The following is an 18,976-nucleotide window of genomic DNA, read 5'->3' as shown; positions in this document are numbered from 1 at the left end:
TCGGAGCCATCTGAATGACCAAAGCCCGAAGTAAATTCGGGCATTGGGATGCTACTAAAATTTGGTACAAAATCAAAAACATTCGCCGCAGAGGCGCAGAGTACGCAGAGAAATTCTCAAAAAATCTCTGCTTACTCTGCGCCTCTGCGGTTTAGCTTTTTGCTTTCATGACTTAATTACGTTCGAGATCGATATCGATACCCAAAGAACGGATCTCTTTCACAAGAACGTTGAAGGACTCTGGCATACCAGCGTCGATCACGTGATCACCCTTAACGAGATTTTCGTACACTTTAGTACGACCATTCACGTCATCGGACTTCACAGTCAACATCTCTTGCAAGACATAAGACGCGCCGTAGGCTTCGAGTGCCCACACCTCCATCTCACCGAAACGCTGACCACCGAACTGTGCTTTACCGCCCAGAGGTTGTTGCGTCACGAGAGAGTATGGACCAGTCGAACGTGCATGCATCTTGTCATCGACCAAGTGATGCAATTTCAAGACGTGCATGTAACCGACGGTGACGTTACGCTCAAAGGCTTCGCCCGTACGACCGTCATACAAAGTAACTTGATTCTTAGAAGGTGTCATACCCAATTGCTTCGCGATAGGATCTGGATAGGCCAGATCCAACATACGACGAATTTCGGACTCATGTGCACCGTCAAACACTGGCGTTGCAAATGGGACACCGTTCTTCAGATTGGACGTCAGTTCCATGATTTCATGATCAGACAAACCATCGATGTCTTCCGACTTACCAGACTCGTTATAGATTTGTTTCAAGAAGCCACGCAACTCTTCAACCTTGACTTTCGCATTCAACATTTCGCCGATACGCAAGCCCAGACCTTTAGCAGCCCAACCCAAGTGAACCTCGAGAACCTGACCCACGTTCATCCGTGATGGAACACCCAACGGGTTCAACACGATATCGGCAGGTGTACCGTCGGCCATGTAAGGCATATCTTCCACTGGAACAATGCGTGAAACCACACCCTTGTTACCGTGACGACCCGCCATCTTGTCACCAGGTTGCAAACGACGCTTAACAGCTAAGTAAACCTTAACCATTTTTTGTACGCCTGGTGGCAACTCATCGCCTTGTGTCAATTTCGTACGCTTCTCTTCAAACGCCAAATCAAATTGGTGACGTTTTTCAGCGATGGAATCTTTAATCGCTTCGATAGCGCGAGCGGCATCTTCGTCTGCAGGACGGATATCGAACCAGTGGTACTTATCAACTTCGGCAAAGTATTCTTTAGTAATCGTCGCGCCTTTAGCCAACTTATTTGGGCCACCGTTAGCGACTTTACCAATCAACATACGTTGCAAACGTTCGAAAGCGTCGCCTTCCACAATACGCAACTGATCGTTCAAATCGAGGCGATAGCGCTTCAATTCATCATCGATAATTTGTTGTGCACGTTTGTCGCGCTGTATACCTTCACGTGTGAAAACTTGAACGTCAATAACCGTACCCACCATGCCAGAAGGCACGCGCAGAGAAGTATCTTTAACGTCAGATGCTTTTTCACCGAAGATCGCACGCAGAAGTTTTTCTTCTGGCGTTAATTGTGTTTCGCCTTTTGGCGTTACTTTACCAACCAATGTGTCGCCAGCAGTTACCTCAGCACCGATATACACAATGCCGGACTCATCCAAACGCGCCAATTGGTTTTCAGCGAGGTTAGAGATATCACGTGTGATTTCTTCGGCACCCAACTTCGTATCACGCGCAACTGCGGACAACTCTTCGATATGAATCGATGTATAGCGATCATCCGCTACCACTTTTTCTGAAATCAGAATCGAATCTTCGAAGTTGTAACCGTTCCATGGCATAAACGCGATCAACATATTTTGACCGAGCGCCAATTCACCTAAATCGGTGGACGCACCATCCGCCAACACGTCACCTTTAGCAACCACGTCACCGACTTTAACGATAGGACGTTGGTTAATATTCGTGTTTTGGTTAGAACGTGTGTACTTGATCAGGTTATAGATATCAACACCGACTTCACCGGCCAAAGCTTCCGCGTCATTGACACGAATAACAATACGACCCGCATCGATATAATCGACTTTACCGCCGCGCAATGCTTGTACTGTGGTACCAGAATCGACCGCTACGGTACGTTCGATACCTGTACCGACCAAGGCTTTTTCTGGACGCAAGCAAGGAACTGCTTGACGTTGCATGTTGGCACCCATCAAGGCACGGTTCGCATCATCGTGTTCCAAGAACGGAATCAAGGATGCCGCAACAGAAACGACCTGACCTGTCGCAACGTCCATGTATTGAACGCGCTCTGGGGAAACCAGAATTGTCTCACCAGCCTGACGAGAAGAAACCAATTCATCGCTCAGCATACCCGCGCCATCAATCGTCGCATTCGCCTGAGCGATGATGTAACGACCTTCTTCAATCGCGGACAGATAATCAATTTGCGTCGTGATTTTGCCGTCGATAACTTTACGGTATGGCGTTTCCAAGAAACCGTATTCGTTCAAGCGCGCATACAGAGCGAGCGAGTTGATCAAACCAATGTTTGGTCCCTCTGGCGTTTCGATCGGACATACGCGACCGTAGTGAGTTGGATGAACGTCACGTACTTCAAAGCCCGCACGTTCGCGTGTCAAACCACCAGGTCCCAGGGCAGAAATACGACGCTTATGCGTGATCTCAGACAATGGGTTAGTTTGATCCATAAACTGGGACAATTGTGAGGAACCGAAGAACTCACGAATCGCTGCAGAGATAGGCTTAGAATTGATCAAATCATGCGGCATCAAATTATCCGCTTCAGCCTGACCTAAGCGCTCTTTGACAGCACGTTCAACACGCACCAAACCAGCGCGGAATTGATTCTCAGCTAATTCACCCACGCAACGCACGCGACGATTACCTAAGTGATCGATATCATCGACTTCGCCGCGACCATTGCGCAACTCAACCAAGATCTTTATCACGGCCAAAACGTCGTCGTCTGACAAAGTCATGGCGCCAGTCAATTCATCGCGCCCAATACGGCGGTTGAATTTCATACGACCCACAGCAGACAAATCGTAACGATCTTCGTTGTAGAACAAGCCATTAAACAAGGCCTCAACAGAATCTTCTGTTGGTGGTTCGCCAGGACGCATCATGCGATAGATTGCGACACGTGCTGCCATTTGGTCAGCGGTGTCATCAGCACGCAAAGTCTGAGAAATGTAAGCACCTTGATCGAGATCATTGGTGTACAAAGTTTGAATATCAGTCACTTTTGCGTCACGCAATTTCGCCAACAATTCTTCTGTCAACTCATCATTGGCGTTCGCAACGACTTCGCCTGTATCGGCATCAACGATATTTTTCGCCAACACGCGACCGAGCAAGTAATCTTCAGGCACGGAGATCATCTTGATACCAGCAGATTCGATTTCACGTACATGCTTGGAATTGATACGCTTGTCTTTTGCAACGATCAATTTGCCTGCTTTGTCAGAGATATCAAAACGCGCTACTTCACCACGCAAACGTTCTGCTACGAATTCCATTTCTGCGCCATCGCTATGTAAGCCGAAATTATCAAAAACAAAGAAGTTCGCCAGGATTTGTTCATTGCTCATGCCGATAGCACGTAACAAAATAGTGACAGGCATCTTACGACGACGGTCAATACGGAAGAACAGGATGTCTTTAGGGTCGAATTCGAAATCGAGCCATGAGCCACGGTAAGGAATGATCCTTGCTGAGAACAGCAATTTACCGGAAGAATGTGTCTTGCCGCGATCATGCTCAAAGAACACGCCTGGTGAACGGTGCAACTGAGACACGATAACGCGCTCAGTACCGTTGATCACGAAAGAACCCGTGTTAGTCATGAGCGGCAATTCACCCATGTACACTTCTTGTTCTTTCATTTCTTTAACGACAGGCTTGGTTGGAGATTCTTTATCGAGAATCACCAAACGCACTTTGGCACGCAAAGGAGAGGCAAATGTCAAACCGCGCAGTTGACATTCCTTGACGTCAAAGGCTGGATCGCCTAAAACGTAGGATAGAAATTCTAAACGAGCGAACCCATTGTGCGACACGATCGGAAATATCGAAGTAAAGGCCGATTGAAGGCCTTCATTTTTACGCACAGACGCAACTTTGTCTTGCTGTAAAAAACTATGATATGACTCGAGCTGGGTCGCCAGCAGGAACGGAACGTGGTGGACGTTAGCGCGTTTCGCAAAAGATTTGCGAATGCGCTTCTTCTCAGTAAATGAGTAGTGCATGGACACTCCGTGAGTGGCAAGGAAGGATGGAGAATTCAGATTTCAAAACTTTTTTCCAGGTAAATGACACTACAAGAAAAACCATCAAGAAACCTCAAGTCTCAGCCCTCACCTTATGAGATTCGGCTTAGGAAATTTCAAACAACTTACAAACAATTCTGCCGTGAGAACGACAGAGAAGCCAAAGAGGAACCTTCTCTTGCAAGAAGATTCCTTCCTTTGACTTAGGCAAACTCGAAAGTCCGCCAGTATAACATGGAATTACTTGATGTCTGCTTTCGCACCAGCTTCTTCCAATTTCTTCTTAGCAGCTTCAGCATCCGCTTTAGAAACAGCTTCTTTAACTGTTTTTGGCGCGCCATCAACTACGTCTTTAGCTTCTTTCAAGCCCAGACCTGTCAATTCACGAACAGCTTTAATTACGCCAACTTTATTTGCGCCAACTTCAGACAAAATAACGTTGAATTCTGTTTGCTCTTCAACAGCAGCAGCAGCAGCACCAGCAGCTGGGCCAGCTGACATTGCAGCAGCGGAAACGCCAAATTTTTCTTCGAATGCCTTAACCAGGTCGTTCAAGTCCATTACGGACATCGCGCCTACGGCTTCCAGGATATCGTCTTTGCTAATTGCCATTTGAAACTCCAATATTTAAATTACTATGATTCGGTATTTGACGAAAAATCTTACTCAGCTGCTGCTTCGGCAACTTCTGCTGCCGGTGCTGCTGGTGAACCAGATTCTTGTTTTGCTGCGAGTGCTGCCAATGCACGTGCGAATGCTGATACAGGAGCCTGCATCATACCCAACACTTGCGCCAACAATACTTCACGAGCAGGAATGCTTGCCAACGCGATAACACCAGCTTTATCCAAAGATTTACCAGCGTAGTTACCAGCTTTAACGACTAACTTGTCATTGCTTTTTGCAAAGTCTTGAACAACTTTAGCAGCAGCAACAGCATCTTCCGAGATCGCATAGATCAACGGACCTGTCATTTCGTTAGCGAGGCTTGCAAATGCAGTTCCCTCTACAGCGCGACGTGCGAGTGTGTTTTTCAACACGCGCATGTATACGCCTTGAGCACGTGCGCTAGCACGTAATTGCGTCAAATGACCGACCTGTATGCCACGGTATTCGGCTACGACGATAGTCTGCGCTTTTGCTACTTTTGCAGAGACTTCGGCGACAACAGCCTTTTTGTCATTCAGATTGAGACTCACGGTCAACCTCCTTAAATGATACTCAGTCGATACACCACAATGATGCACTTCCCTCATATCGTTTCGAACACGGCGTCCGAAGTTAGGAGCTTCACTGGATTACCAGTAGTCACTACAAAACTTGCTCGGGTACACCATCTGCGTTGGGCATCAAGAATCACTTCTCAACAATTAACTTTCTAAACGAATTTAAAAAGCCCAACGGTCTTTGACACTCTGTTTGCCAACACCTACCGAAGCAAGCAATAGCAAACAGCCCAAAGATGCGCCACTCACCTAAAAGATGAATGGACTTAATTCTTATTACTACTTTTAGCTATTACGCAGACAAATTAATGTGATCTACGCGTACGCCAGCACCCATAGTGGATGAGATGGAGATTTTACGCAGATAAACACCTTTGCTTGTCGCTGGTTTAGCTTTGTTCAATGCTTCGATCAAGGCCAACAAGTTCGATTTCAAATCGCCATCAGCGAATGATTTACGACCGATTGTTGTGTGGATAATACCTGCCTTATCAGTACGGTATTGAACTTGACCTGCTTTAGCATTTTTAACTGCTGTTGCAACGTCAGGAGTCACAGTACCGACTTTCGGGTTTGGCATCAAACCACGTGGACCCAAAACTTGACCCAAAGTACCAACGATACGCATAGTATCTGGAGAAGCAATAACGATATCAAATGGCATGTCGCCAGCTTTGATACGCTCAGCCAAATCTTCCATACCAACGATATCTGCGCCAGCGGCTTTAGCTTCTTCAGCTTTAGCGCCTTGTGCGAATACCGCTACGCGTACTGTTTTACCTGTACCAGCTGGCAAAACAACCGCGCCACGAACTACTTGGTCAGATTTCTTAGGATCAACGCCGAGTTGAACAGAAACGTCGATAGATTCATTAAATTTTGCAGTTGCGCATTCTTTGATCAACGCGATAGCGTTATCAAATGGGTAAACCTTCAAACGATCTACTTTTGTCTTCAGCAATTTTGCTTTTTTAGATAACTTAGCCATTACAGACCCTCCACCGTGATGCCCATGGAACGAGCAGAACCTGCGATTGTACGCACAGCTGCTTCCATATCTGCAGCAGTCAAGTCTTTTTGCTTAGCTGTTGCGATTTCTTCGGCTTGCGCACGACTGATTTTGCCAACCTTGTCTGTATGTGGTTTAGCAGAACCTTTAGTGATGCCAGCTGCTTTTTTGATCATGTAAGTTGCTGGCGGCGTCTTCATCACGAATGTGAAAGACTTATCAGCAAATGCGGTGATCACAACTGGAATTGGCATACCTGGTTCCATACCTTGAGTCTGCGCATTAAATGCTTTGCAGAATTCCATGATATTCAAACCACGTTGACCCAATGCTGGACCGATTGGTGGGGATGGATTTGCTTTACCAGCTGGAACTTGCAGCTTGATAAAACCAATAATTTTCTTTGCCATGATGGCTCCTTCTATGGTTGAGTGGTAGCGCCTCTTGGTCATATGACCAACCAACAGGCTCCTCGCTTTTTTTCACCAGCCTTTACATTTCTGTGCGGTGCCAGCCCCGCTTACTACATTTACTACTTATACTTTTTCGACTTGACCGAATTCCAGATCCACTGGAGTTGCGCGTCCAAAAATAGTCACATTCACACGCACCTTAGATTTCGCGTAATTGACTTCTTCGACATTACCGTTGAAATCTGTGAATGGGCCTTCTTTAATACGGACCACTTCGCCAACTTCGTACAACACTTTTGGCCTTGGTTTTTCAACCCCATCCTGCACCTGTTGCAACACTTTTTCTATTTCGTGACGCGGAATTGGCGCTGGCTTATTCGATTTTCCACCAATAAAACCAGTCACTTTGCTCGTATTCTTCACTAAGTGCCAGGTATCATCTGTCATTTCCATTTCCACGAAAACGTAACTAGGAAACAAACGACGCTCTGTAACACTTTTCTTACCATTCTTAACTTCTATCACTTCTTCGGTAGGCACCAAAATCTGTCCAAACATATCCTGCATTTCGGCGCGCTCAATGCGCTCCGTCAATGCACGCTGAACACTCTTTTCCATACCAGAATAGGCATGCACGGCATACCATTTCTTTGCACTCTTAGGGACAGAAACACCAGAGTCTTGCTCTGGCGCATTATCTGCATTTTTGTCTGTGATTTGTTCGCTCATTATTTAAGCCCAAGAATTACATTCATAATTAAATATTCAAGAACTTTATCAGTCGTAAACAAGAAGATTGACATAATCAATACAAATCCGAATACCACCGCAGTCATTTGCCCCGCCTCTTTGCGAGTGGGCCAAACCACTTTCTTAGCTTCACGAATCGATTCTTTAGCAAACGACACCAGCTCGCGACCTGTCTCAGAGATAAAGACCAATATCAGAGCTAATGCAAGACCACCAAACAAAGCACCTAAACGCACATACTTCGCTTGACCAGCGAGAACATAAAATGCAACGACACCAGCAACAGCAGCAATCACCGCCAAAATGATTTTATATTTATCACTGGAAGTACTGACAGTTTGAACGGTTTGGTTAGACATGCTGATTTTTACTTTCGATGCCTTTTGGCCTTGATGGTGGCAGGGGCGGTAAGGATCGAACTTACGACCTTCGGTTTTGGAGACCGACGCTCTGCCAGTTGAGCTACACCCCTACAGCTTTTTACAAACGAAGAGGACAGCAACTTTTTAAGCCACTATCCAATTCGTCTTTACTACTTAAAACTATTAACCAGCGATAATTTTTGCAACAACACCCGCACCAACAGTACGACCACCTTCACGAATCGCGAAACGGAGACCTTCTTCCATCGCGATCGGGTTGATCAACTTAACTGTGATAGAGACGTTATCACCTGGCATCACCATTTCTTTATCCTTCGGCAACTCGATTGAACCAGTTACGTCCGTTGTACGGAAGTAGAACTGTGGACGATAGTTATTGAAGAATGGTGTATGACGACCACCTTCATCTTTAGACAAAACGTAGATCTCGCCTGTGAAATGATCATGCGGCTTGATTGAACCTGGTTTCGCCAAAACTTGACCACGTTGAATATCTTCACGCTTAGTACCGCGCAACAAGACACCCACGTTGTCACCAGCTTGACCTTGATCCAGCAATTTGCGGAACATTTCAACACCAGTACATGTTGTTTTGACTGTATCTTTAATACCAACGATTTCGATTTCTTCGCCGACTTTGATGATACCGCGTTCGATACGACCCGTTACCACTGTACCGCGACCAGAAATGGAGAACACGTCTTCCACTGGCAACAAGAATGCGCCGTCAACAGCACGTTCTGGTGTTGGGATATAAGAATCCAAAGCATCAGCCAATTTCATGATCGCTTCTTCGCCCAATGGACCCTTGTCGCCTTCGAGCGCCATTTTTGCGGAACCTTGGATGATAGGCAAATCGTCACCTGGGAATTCGTATTTAGACAATAATTCACGAACTTCCATTTCAACCAATTCCAACAACTCAGCGTCATCAACCATGTCGCATTTGTTCAAGAATACGATGATGTATGGAACACCAACTTGACGTGCCAACAAGATGTGCTCACGTGTCTGTGGCATTGGACCGTCAGCTGCGGAGCAAACCAGAATAGCGCCGTCCATCTGAGCAGCACCAGTAATCATGTTTTTAACATAGTCAGCATGGCCTGGGCAGTCAACGTGAGCATAGTGACGGCCTGCTGTTTCGTATTCTACGTGCGCAGTATTAATCGTAATACCACGTGCTTTTTCTTCTGGAGCTGCATCGATCTGGTCGTATGCTTTAGCTTCGCCGCCAAATTTCTTAGACAATACTGTCGCAATCGCTGCTGTCAATGTCGTTTTACCGTGATCCACGTGACCAATTGTACCGACGTTAACGTGCGGCTTGGTGCGTTCGAACTTACCTTTTGCCATTTTAGACTCCTAACGATTGTGAGAGATCTTCTTAAGCTACCAAGCACACGCCTGATAATAACAATGCGAAGACGATGATTTAAAACTACACTGGTGCCCTTGACGTGGATTGAACACGTGGCCTCTCCCTTACCAAGGGAGTGCTCTACCACTGAGCTACAAGGGCAGCTCTTTGCACAACACACATGCAGAGACAAAACTTTAAACTTGGAGCGGGTGAAGGGAATCGAACCCTCGTCTTAAGCTTGGAAGGCTTCGGCTCTACCATTGAGCTACACCCGCATACGAAACTGATTCGAAACAACTTCAGCCACAAATTCTGCCTGGTGGAGGGGGCTGGATTCGAACCAGCGTACTCAGAGAGAACAGATTTACAGTCTGTCGCCTTTAACCACTCGGCCACCCCTCCCAGGGAACCCCGAATTATGGAGATGTTTGTTTTAGCTGTCAATAGCTTTTTAGGATCGCCCGCATTTTTTTCTGTTTTTTGAAAAAACTTAGGGGGCTTCACCTGCAAATTTAACAAATAAACTAATTGCGAGCATGTGCAAGTTGATAAGAAACCAAGCCCTCAAATTTATTCATTTCTTCTGAAAGTGCGCTGATTGAGTTAGCTGATTTACGATTTAGCGCGACCGCCACAAAACGCCATTCTGTTTTTCCATCTTTTAAGGAGATGATAATGGTGCCCCCAGCAACCTCATAACCACGTTCCATTGCCAATTTGCGTATTGCAGCTTCATTTGCGGTAAAGCCCTCTCTGAATTGCATCACGATAGAGATTGCTTGTCTCGCTGGCAACCATGCTTCCAGCTTATATACCCAGATCATACAGGCTGCGGAAAGAAAGGCCAGCAGTATCGCTGCCGCATAGAAGCCAACTCCCACCAAGATACCTATCGCAGACGAAGCCCACAACGATGCCGCCGTTGTTAATCCACTAATGCTAAAGCCTTCTTTCATAATCACCCCGGCCCCAAGAAAACCTATGCCGGTAACGATGCCTTGTATGGTTCGAGAAGGATCCAATGCAACTGGTGCCAGCGAACGAGCACCAAACCAAAAATCTGGATAGCCAGCGATCACGACCAAGGCTGCTGAAGCCATACAAACCAAGCCATAGGTTCGCATGCCGGCTGCACGCCCGTGATAAGAGCGCTCATATCCGACTAAAAAGCCAAGTAGCATGGCGCCAGTCAGATTTAGAAAAATAATGGAATTTGTCCCTAATTCTGCACTAGACCAGAAATGGGCGGTGTATGAAGCCAAGGTAGTCATGCGATGTGCTCGTATTTGATTTATATAATTTTCAGTTTATCAAGCCAACCACAAGCTGTCTAAGAAATGTAGCTCTGCCTAAGCATTTTGCACATTACTACAACAATGAACTTTCGCACCGCGAACCGCTCAGAACGCACATAGTTATGACGACCCGATTTGAAGCAAATATCAACAATAGTCTTTTAAATAGTCAAATAGACCCGCCTATGCGATCTTAAATTCAAAGGGACTACCGGGTATATTTGTAGTATATTTAATTTCCATGCGTCAATTTTTATTGCTCTCCAGGAGACATCTATGCACCACAAAAAGAAGAGTTCGACACTTTCACTAGATAAACCCGCCATCGCTCTGCGGCCACTGATGCTAAGCTTAATCGCGGCAATTAGTAGTTTCTCTATCAATCCAGCGTATGCGAATAGCCAGATAAGCGAGACTATCAAAGAAAAAGCGATTGCTAGCAAAGTTAAGGATCAAGCCGCTAGTGTCATTAGCAATGCCAAATCGAATGCCGAGCAAGAGCAAGCTGAAAAAGCATTCAAAGAGCTTTATCAAAAAGAAGCCGCCTATAGAAATAAGGAATTTCCCGGTCGCCGTCAGGCCGATGATGAAGATGAAATCACAATCGCCGACTATAGTGATGCTGCGGAACAAAGACGTCTTGCGGTGTGGCGCGGTTTCGCTAGGGAAGCACAGAATATTCCTGCAAATTCCCTGTCCAATGAATCGAAAATTAACCTGAGAATTTTTTCTGACCAACTCACCAATCGCATCAATGCAATTAGCTTAAATGCGCATTTGCTCACTTTCAACTCAGATAGTCAGTTTTGGGCCGGCACCGCTGGTGCAGCTGAATCGACGCGCTGCACCAATCTCAAAGCCTGCGAACAATACTTAAAGCAACTCGCCAGTATTCCGCGCAATTTTAGTCAAAAAATTGCGTTGATGAAGTTGGGCATAGAACGCGGCATGACCATGCCCCAAGTCGTATTGACAGGACGTGATGCCAGCATACAAAGGCATGTGGTTAGCGACATAGAACAAAGTGTGTTTTATAAAGCATTCTCACAACTCCCAGTGAGTATCACACCAACGCAGCAACAAGATTTACAGAAGCGGGCGAAAAAATTAATCGCTGAAAAAGTAATCCCCGCCTACCAGGAATTGCTGACTTTTATTCGCAATGATTACATGCCGAATGCACGCAAAACTATCGCGGCATATGACCTACCAAACGGCAAAGCCTTCTATCGCGCCCAGATTTTAGAGTACACGACCCTGGACACCAGTCCTGAAGAAATCCATGCTATAGGCTTGTCGGAGGTTGCTCGCATCCGTAATGATATGCACATAATCATTGCGGATCTTAAGTTCAACGGCGACTTCCCCGCCTTCTTGCATTTTTTACGCACCGATCCGCAATTTTATGCCAAGACCCCCCATGAACTATTAGCCGAAGCCGCATACTGGGCAAAGAAAGCGGATGGTCTGTTAATACGCTATTTTGGCCGACTACCGCGCAAGCCTTATGGCATTCAACCTGTGCCTGCCGACATTGCGCCAACCTATACCGCAGGCCGTTATGCTGGCAGCGGCGATGCGAATCGCCCCTCGAACTACTGGGTAAATACTTCATTACTTGATCAGCGGCCTATGTGGGCTTTGCCTGCGCTCACTTTACATGAAGCAGTGCCAGGCCATCATCTGCAAATCGCCTTAGCAGGTGAACAAGCAGAACAACCAGAATTTCGACGCAGCTCCTACATCTCCGCATTTGGCGAAGGCTGGGGTTTGTACGCTGAGCATTTGGGTGTGGAAATGGGCTTTTACGAAAATCATTATCATCACTTCGGACGTCTGGTCTATGAAATGTGGCGCGCCACTCGTTTAGTGGTCGACACGGGCATGCATGCCAAGAGTTGGACGCGTGAACAAGCACAAACATTCATGCGCGAAAACACCGCCATGTCAGAACATGAAATTACGACCGAAGTGGACCGCTACATCTCCTGGCCCGGTCAAGCTCTGGCCTATAAACTTGGCGAACTGAAAATTCGTGAGACGCGCAAAAAAGCAGAACAAATTCTCGGCGATCAATTTGATGTGCGCGCCTTTCACGACAAGTTGCTAAGCCTTGGCTCTGTTCCTTTATCCATATTAGAAAGTGAAATGATGGAATGGGCTAAACGAAGCAAAAAAGATAAAAAGTAAGATCGACCAACGCGCTAAGACAACAGCGAAAGGCCTCGAACAAATTCGAGGCCTTTTTCTTTGGAACAAGAGTTTTTTACATTACAATGAATTACAAGGATTCAGGAATGACAAGCAAGCTGTGGCATTTTTTGCGATTCAACAAACTATCCACCATTGCTAGCGCTATGATGATTAAGGAGAAAACAATGCGTTACCTAGCTATAGGCGTATTTATTGTCATTATGATCTGCCCGAATATCGCCGGCAGCTTTGCGATTGAACGTAGCGATGCACGTGCCGCCACCGCGCTTATACAAAAAGCCCAGGCCTATTTGCAAAAAAATGGTCTGGAGAAAAGTATCATTGAATTTAACCGACTAGACAGCCCTTTTAACTCTAAGAGCGAAATCAATCCAAATGGTGATCTTTATCTGTACACCTTGGATTCCAAGGGGTATCAAGCAGTACACGGGAAAAATCCCAAAATCCGAGGCAAAGTCATGTTAGAGATGCGTGACATCGATGGTGTCTATCTGATTGCTGCGATGGTAAAAATCTGCTTTACGTCGAAAGAAGGCAAAGGCTGGACCAAATACCGCTGGCCAAATCCAGTAACGAAAGAGGTTGAACCGAAACAAGGCTATGTCGAACGTGTACCTGGATTAGACCTGTGTTTAGGTACCGGTATTTATCGATAAAAAAGAAGAACGCGCCACAATGGCAATCAAACAAAATAAATTCTCACTAACGACGATCGGCCTGCTATTAGCACTGTTCACAGGGTTAATTATTGCAGCAATCATCTCGCAATCCTGGTGGGCCATTAATCAAGATCGCAAACTGACCATCGACTCAGAGTACCAGCATGGACTGGTGGCAGTGCGTCTTTTAGAAGAGCATGCAACTCAAACCTTGCACGACGCAGAGCGTAATCTCGATACCGTGGTCAATGCTATTTTAAGTGAGGGCAAACAAAAACCTATTACCGACACGGTCATTCGTGAGGTTTTAACCAAAGCTCAGCCCTTCAATCGCGTACTCAAAGCATTGCAATTTGTCAATCCGGATGGACAGGCCTGGGTTAGCTCTATCGATTATCCAGCCTACCAGACCGATGCTGACGACAGAACTTATATTCCCTATTTGCTACAGCACCGTGAAGATAGAAAGCTACTTTTAGGGCGCCCATTCCAGCGCTTTTATGATGGAGAATTAGTCGTCCCGGTTGCGCGAAATGTGTTTACGGATAATGGTCACTATCTTGGCATTATCAGCACTGATATCAGCGTTTCCTATTTTAGCAATGTCTACCAACGTGTCGCACGCGATAGTAAAGCGATCGTCGCACTATTCACCAACACCGGCGTGATTATCGTGCGCTTTCCGTTCATATCCAATCAGGTAGGCCAAGATCTTTCAAAGTCAGCCATGATAGCGCATCTCAACAAATCCACCGAAGAAGGTATGTTTGAAGATCACAGCTTTTTAAACGATACGAATGCTAAACCTGGCCTGTACACCTTTCGAAAATTCAAGGATTACCCCGTCATTTCAATTTTCGCGCGCGATACCGATACCATCTTAAGCCCATGGCAAGAGCGTAGTCAAAATAGGATACTATTTTCATCGATAATTATTTTATTGCTGGTCTTACTTTGCTTATTCTTATGGCGACAATTCCAGCGTTTGCATCAATCTGAGCAATCTCTGCGAGCCTCAGAAGCCCATTTAAAATCCAGTGAAAGTAAGTTCGCTGACCTGTTTGAGAATTCCCCTGTACCATTGGCATTGCTGCGCTTCAGTGATCAAAGAATATTAGCAATCAATGACTATTTATTACGGCAATGGGGTTACAGCGCCGAACAAGCAATGCACAAGTCTCTGCACGACTTGAATATTTGGACGAATCAAGCGGATGCGAATCAACACAACAAACTCTTACTAGAACAAGGCGTCGTGAAGCAATATGAAGTCGGTTTATGTGACAGCCAAGGTCATTCACACATTTGCCAAATTTCATCCAAGCGATTTGTATCAAATGCGGAACAGTTATTGATTTTTTCACCACTAGACATCTCTCATTTACGCCACGTCGAATCACAATTGCGCACGCTCAATACCCAGTTGGAAGAAAAAGTATTAGAACGAACACAAAGCCTGGCCGATGCCAATAAAGAACTAGAGCAAGCTTTAAATACGATGAAAGCGATGCAAGATGAAATGTTCCGCTCCGAAAAAATGGCAGCGCTGGGTTATCTGGTCGCGGGGATTTCTCATGAATTAAATACACCGATAGGCAATAGTTTGATGGTTGCCAGCACCATTCACGACTATACGCAAACGTTAGCCAATGAAATTAACGCAGGACAATTGCGCAAAACGCGCCTCTTACAATTAGTTGAAGATAGCAAAAAAGGCGCCGATATCTTGCTACGCAATTTGCAAAGAGCAGCACAATTAATATTCAGTTTTAAGCAAGTTGCGGTCGATCAATCGAGTGATCAATATCGCTTGTTCGATTTAAAATCAAGTCTGGAAGAAGTCTTGCTCACGCTGGAACCCATCTACAGGCGAACCAACTTTCAACTCACTGTGAGCCTGCAGGAAGGCGTGCTAATGGAGAGTTATCCAGGTGCTCTGGCACAAATTTTAACCAACACCATCAATAATGCAGTGAGCCACGGTTTTGAGGGCAGGGATCACGGTCAAATGCACTTAAGCGCCAAAGAACTCAACGAAAATGAGATAGAAATTGTGTTCAAAGATGATGGCGTGGGCATACCGCCAGAGCATATTAAACGCGTGTTTGATCCTTTCTTTACCACCAAGTTGGGACAAGGTGGCTCGGGCCTGGGATTACACATAGTCTACAATTTGGTCACGGAAGTTCTGGGCGGCAGTGTTAGCTTAGAAAGCAAGGTCAATCACGGCACGCAATTCAGATTTGTGTTGCCCAAAAAAGCAGCTGTAAAAGATAAAAAAATTGAGTAGTCAAGCAAAAAGCCACAGCGAACTGTGGCTTTTTGTCTTCACTGCGATTGAGCCTATACTCTATGTAAGCGCATTGAATAGAAGCAGATTAAGGTGCCTTCACTTCAGCCGTTTTTGGATCGGCTACTTTCTTTTCATCCGCCTTAACAGGTGCCTTTACTTCTGGTGGTTTCACCAGACTAGCACGTTCTTTCAAGTGTTCTTCCATTTTCAACCAGGCAACGCCTTTACTCAACCATTCCGGTGCGGCCTTATCTTTCAAATGAAAATCAAAAAACTCTTTCATACGCTGCATATAATCCTTTTGATTTGGTTTCTTCACCAAGCCATGATTTTCTCCTGGATACTCCAGCATGATGACGTCTTTACCAGCACGACGTAAGGTATTGAAATACTCCACGCCCTGCGTGTAATCCACCGCACCATCCACATCATTTTGCAACATCAGTAAAGGCGTCTTCACATTCTTGGCAAAGAACACGGGGCTATTACGTACATAGGCTTCCCAATGATCGTTGTACGCACCAAGGAAACGCCCTTGACTACTCTCGAAAATCGCTTGATTGGTGCTACCGGAGTTTTTATACACCAAACTGTACATACTGATCATATTGGTCAACGCAGCGCCAGCAGACGCTGCTTTAAACACATCCGTTTGCGTGACTAAAAAAGCAGTTTGGTAGCCACCCCAGCTATGGCCCTGCAAACCAACACGCTTGGCATCCACTACACCCGTTGCGATCGCTGCCTGCAGGGCGGGCAAGACACTTTCTTTAGCACTGACACCAGGATCATTTAAACGATAAGTGATATCGGGATTAAATACGGCATAGCCATGACTAGTATAGTAAGAACGATTAAAACCGCCGCCGCCAACTACGGGTGGCGTATAGCTATTCAAACCCTGACTCAATTTTTCATAGATGTACACGATGGTTGGATAGGCTTTACCGGCTTGATAATTAGTCGGTAAAAACAAAGCACCCTGTAATTTTTTGCCATCAGTGCCGACATAGTTGACCAACATGGCGCCACTGCCCATGGTGTAATTTTTTTCCTGGCTGGAGAGATCTGTGAGCTTACGCGCATCGTTAAGTTGCTCACCGCTGACGTACAAATCTGGCGGCGCAATCGAAGTCTCTTTCGACATCAAAAAGACATCTGCTTTTTCTGCCTTCATTAAACGGCGATAAGAAGCATCATCAAAAGCCAAACGTTTTACACTAGCATTTGGCTCAAGCCGCAAAAAGCCCGCTTTCTTGGTCCATTCCCCGTAGGCGCTAAAATACTGTGGCTTGCTCAGATCAATGCCCTTTTCATCTGGATCGAGCACCAGACGACGCTGGTAACGAACCTGATCACGCTGACCGTCGGTGGTCAACTGCACCGCTTTGCCACCTTCCGCTGGCATTTTCCAAATATCCCAACCATCACTTAGCAACACAAAGCGGCTATCAGCGCTCCAACCAAACGGCTGCACAGGTGGTTTGACCAGATTGTGATCATCGTCCAAATTGATAAAACTGGCGCTCAAGCCTGCGGTTAAATTGTGGCGTTTGCCGCTTGCCATTTCTACGCTAAAGAAGTGTCCGTCTTCGTAATGCAAGTAATGGCGACCATCGTAGGCAAGGCCGAAAGTCCAACTGGCTTGCTTATTCAACAAACGGCGCTCACCATTTTTCAAGTTCACCGCATAGACATCACTAAAACGACGACCATCCATACTGGCCTGGCGCTGGTATTCGCTATCGTCTTGCGCCAATGCCCAATCACCCGCCGATGGCAGGGAGACACTGGTCAATTTCTCATCGCCCAAGCGCACAAATTTATCTTCCGCGACACGATACAGCGCTGCAGCGGAACGCTTCTTGTCCATGTCCTGTTGTACTTTTTGCTGAGTCGGCAAACGTTTGTCTTGATGATGCCATAACACCAGATTTACTTTTTCGTCTGCTTCAGGCTCTTTCTTTTCTTCTTTTGGCTTTTTCTTGGCTTCTTTAATACCGAATGAAATCCAGGCAAAGTCTTTACTCCAACGCGGTTGCGCATCACCTGAAATCGTCATGTCTGCCGGAAAGTCCTTCAACTTGGCGGGATCGATAATCGTTTTCGTAAAACTACTATTCGCTTCGAGACGGAAGCCCAGAGCATTCCACAATTTGTCTTGGTAAGCTTTGTCTTCTATACCTTTTAAAACCGTAAAACCGTTGCCTTTGTCATTCCACAATAATTTTTCGTAAACCACCTCACCTTCATCCAAAACCTGACTGGCGCCGCTATCGAGGGTCTGCACGATGACCGCATTACCCGACTTGTCTGCGGCGTCGACCAGATATGCCAAAAAGCGTCCTTGATGATCAAATTCAAATTCTGAGACATTGCCCAAATTCAGCGAAACACCGGTCTTTAAATTCTTCAAGAGTAAATCAGAACCTTTTGGCTTCGCCGGCACTGGAGGTGCTCCCGGGACTGCGGGTGCGGGCGCCGCAGCTGCAGCACCATCGGCCATCGCTTTATGCATCGCGATCCAGCCGCCACGTTGATTGGCGAAGGCGAATTTACGTACTTTGTCCACTGTCGTGGCTTTGCCGGTTTTAAGATCAACCAAAGTCACTTTGGTCTGTATAGGTTTCTTGGCTTTTTTTGCCGCGTCCTGATCTTTTTTGCTCAGGTGCGCCGTGAATGCCAGCCATAAACCATCATCGGAAAATTCTAAAGAGCCCGCGCCCTGCCCTGCCGGAAAACTATATTCTTCCTTGCCATTGAGCGATTTGACGACGACGTTCGCATCGCCTTCGGATTCACTGATACGCCAGGCAGCCCATTGGCCGTTAGCAGCAATCGCTGCAGAACTGATACCTTTCCACGCTCCCATATCGGCAATTTCAATTGGACGCGGCACTGCCGGCTGTGCTTTTGCTTCGGGCTTAACATCAGCTTTCTTTTCACTGGCACTCAGCGCGGGCAACTCCTTAGTCGCGTTGACTGGTGTACTGGTCTGTGCCAGCAATTCAGAGCTTGCCAACAAAAAGCTTAAACTTACTAAAGGAAAAGCAGGACGCATTTGACGCTCC

Annotated in this window: 13 protein-coding genes and 4 tRNA genes; 3 read left to right on the top strand and 14 right to left on the bottom strand. The window is 46.2% G+C overall.

All coding sequences use genetic code 11. The annotated features are described in order from the left end of the window. Positions 1-172: 172 nt before the first annotated feature. From rpoB to AC1RR2_RS03715, 13 genes are all read right to left on the bottom strand, one after another. Positions 173-4,279, bottom strand: a complete 4,107-nt coding sequence (rpoB, locus tag AC1RR2_RS03775; protein WP_493220954.1) for a DNA-directed RNA polymerase subunit beta — start codon at positions 4,277-4,279, stop codon at positions 173-175. A 261-nt stretch (positions 4,280-4,540) separates the two neighbouring features. Continuing rightward, complete coding sequence (gene rplL, locus AC1RR2_RS03770) at positions 4,541-4,912, bottom strand: 50S ribosomal protein L7/L12 (protein ID WP_186921956.1); 372 nt, start codon at positions 4,910-4,912, stop codon at positions 4,541-4,543. Between the two features lie 50 nt (positions 4,913-4,962). Continuing rightward, positions 4,963-5,499, bottom strand: coding sequence for a 50S ribosomal protein L10 (gene rplJ / locus AC1RR2_RS03765; RefSeq protein ID WP_186921955.1), 537 nt, complete (start codon positions 5,497-5,499; stop codon positions 4,963-4,965). A 319-nt stretch (positions 5,500-5,818) separates the two neighbouring features. Beyond that, entirely contained in the window at positions 5,819-6,514 is a 696-nt protein-coding gene (gene rplA / locus AC1RR2_RS03760; RefSeq protein ID WP_186891710.1) for a 50S ribosomal protein L1, read from the bottom strand. Then, positions 6,514-6,945, bottom strand: coding sequence for a 50S ribosomal protein L11 (gene rplK / locus AC1RR2_RS03755; RefSeq protein ID WP_315469670.1), 432 nt, complete (start codon positions 6,943-6,945; stop codon positions 6,514-6,516). The genes rplA and rplK overlap by 1 nt, the downstream gene beginning before the upstream one ends. Before the next feature lie 126 nt (positions 6,946-7,071). Continuing rightward, positions 7,072-7,677 (bottom strand): transcription termination/antitermination protein NusG, encoded by a 606-nt coding sequence (nusG, locus tag AC1RR2_RS03750; RefSeq protein ID WP_493220953.1) that lies wholly within the window; start codon positions 7,675-7,677, stop codon positions 7,072-7,074. Continuing rightward, positions 7,677-8,057 carry a preprotein translocase subunit SecE gene (secE, locus tag AC1RR2_RS03745; RefSeq protein WP_493220952.1) on the bottom strand — a complete coding sequence of 127 codons (381 nt, stop codon included), beginning with the start codon at positions 8,055-8,057 and terminating at the stop codon, positions 7,677-7,679. The genes nusG and secE overlap by 1 nt, the downstream gene beginning before the upstream one ends. 37 nt (positions 8,058-8,094) lie before the next feature. Then, positions 8,095-8,170, bottom strand: a tRNA-Trp gene (locus tag AC1RR2_RS03740). A gap of 73 nt (positions 8,171-8,243) precedes the next feature. Continuing rightward, entirely contained in the window at positions 8,244-9,437 is a 1,194-nt protein-coding gene (gene tuf, locus AC1RR2_RS03735; RefSeq protein WP_493220951.1) for an elongation factor Tu, read from the bottom strand. A gap of 91 nt (positions 9,438-9,528) precedes the next feature. Then, positions 9,529-9,603, bottom strand: a tRNA-Thr gene (locus AC1RR2_RS03730). A 42-nt stretch (positions 9,604-9,645) separates the two neighbouring features. Then, positions 9,646-9,719, bottom strand: a tRNA-Gly gene (locus AC1RR2_RS03725). A 42-nt stretch (positions 9,720-9,761) separates the two neighbouring features. Next, positions 9,762-9,846 (bottom strand) — tRNA-Tyr (locus tag AC1RR2_RS03720). Between the two features lie 122 nt (positions 9,847-9,968). Continuing rightward, the gene (locus AC1RR2_RS03715; protein WP_493220950.1) at positions 9,969-10,715 is read right to left on the bottom strand and encodes an MgtC/SapB family protein; all 747 of its coding nucleotides are present in this window, start codon (positions 10,713-10,715) and stop codon (positions 9,969-9,971) included. 300 nt (positions 10,716-11,015) lie between these two features. On the opposite strand from AC1RR2_RS03715, the gene AC1RR2_RS03710 reads away from it, so the two are divergent. The 3 genes from AC1RR2_RS03710 to AC1RR2_RS03700 all read left to right on the top strand — a co-directional run bounded on the left by AC1RR2_RS03710 (position 11,016) and on the right by AC1RR2_RS03700 (position 15,902). Then, on the top strand, positions 11,016-12,929 hold the full coding sequence (locus AC1RR2_RS03710) for a DUF885 domain-containing protein (protein ID WP_493220949.1): 1,914 nt from the start codon (positions 11,016-11,018) through the stop codon (positions 12,927-12,929). A 188-nt stretch (positions 12,930-13,117) separates the two neighbouring features. Next, positions 13,118-13,609 (top strand): cache domain-containing protein, encoded by a 492-nt coding sequence (locus AC1RR2_RS03705; RefSeq protein ID WP_493220948.1) that lies wholly within the window; start codon positions 13,118-13,120, stop codon positions 13,607-13,609. A gap of 19 nt (positions 13,610-13,628) precedes the next feature. Continuing rightward, on the top strand, positions 13,629-15,902 hold the full coding sequence (locus AC1RR2_RS03700; protein ID WP_493220947.1) for an ATP-binding protein: 2,274 nt from the start codon (positions 13,629-13,631) through the stop codon (positions 15,900-15,902). 88 nt (positions 15,903-15,990) lie between these two features. Here the strand turns inward: AC1RR2_RS03700 and AC1RR2_RS03695 are convergent, their stop codons facing one another. Further along, complete coding sequence (locus AC1RR2_RS03695) at positions 15,991-18,966, bottom strand: S9 family peptidase (protein ID WP_493220946.1); 2,976 nt, start codon at positions 18,964-18,966, stop codon at positions 15,991-15,993. Between the last annotated feature and the right edge of the window lie 10 nt (positions 18,967-18,976).

The organism is Undibacterium sp. GW821-FHT11H02 (assembly GCF_058808015.1).
This window is presented reverse-complemented; position numbering and strand designations above follow the sequence as displayed.

Bases quoted from the DNA above. Each gene is read 5' to 3' on its own strand.
- rpoB (WP_493220954.1), bottom strand. From the start codon at position 4,279: ATGCACTACTCATTTACTGAGAAGAAGCGCATTCGCAAATCTTTTGCG.
- rplL (WP_186921956.1), bottom strand. From the start codon at position 4,912: ATGGCAATTAGCAAAGACGATATCCTGGAAGCCGTAGGCGCGATGTCC.
- rplA (WP_186891710.1), bottom strand. From the start codon at position 6,514: ATGGCTAAGTTATCTAAAAAAGCAAAATTGCTGAAGACAAAAGTAGAT.
- rplK (WP_315469670.1), bottom strand. From the start codon at position 6,945: ATGGCAAAGAAAATTATTGGTTTTATCAAGCTGCAAGTTCCAGCTGGT.
- nusG (WP_493220953.1), bottom strand. From the start codon at position 7,677: ATGAGCGAACAAATCACAGACAAAAATGCAGATAATGCGCCAGAGCAA.
- secE (WP_493220952.1), bottom strand. From the start codon at position 8,057: ATGTCTAACCAAACCGTTCAAACTGTCAGTACTTCCAGTGATAAATAT.
- tuf (WP_493220951.1), bottom strand. From the start codon at position 9,437: ATGGCAAAAGGTAAGTTCGAACGCACCAAGCCGCACGTTAACGTCGGT.
- AC1RR2_RS03715 (WP_493220950.1), bottom strand. From the start codon at position 10,715: ATGACTACCTTGGCTTCATACACCGCCCATTTCTGGTCTAGTGCAGAA.
- AC1RR2_RS03710 (WP_493220949.1), top strand. From the start codon at position 11,016: ATGCACCACAAAAAGAAGAGTTCGACACTTTCACTAGATAAACCCGCC.
- AC1RR2_RS03705 (WP_493220948.1), top strand. From the start codon at position 13,118: ATGCGTTACCTAGCTATAGGCGTATTTATTGTCATTATGATCTGCCCG.
- AC1RR2_RS03700 (WP_493220947.1), top strand. From the start codon at position 13,629: ATGGCAATCAAACAAAATAAATTCTCACTAACGACGATCGGCCTGCTA.
- AC1RR2_RS03695 (WP_493220946.1), bottom strand. From the start codon at position 18,966: ATGCGTCCTGCTTTTCCTTTAGTAAGTTTAAGCTTTTTGTTGGCAAGC.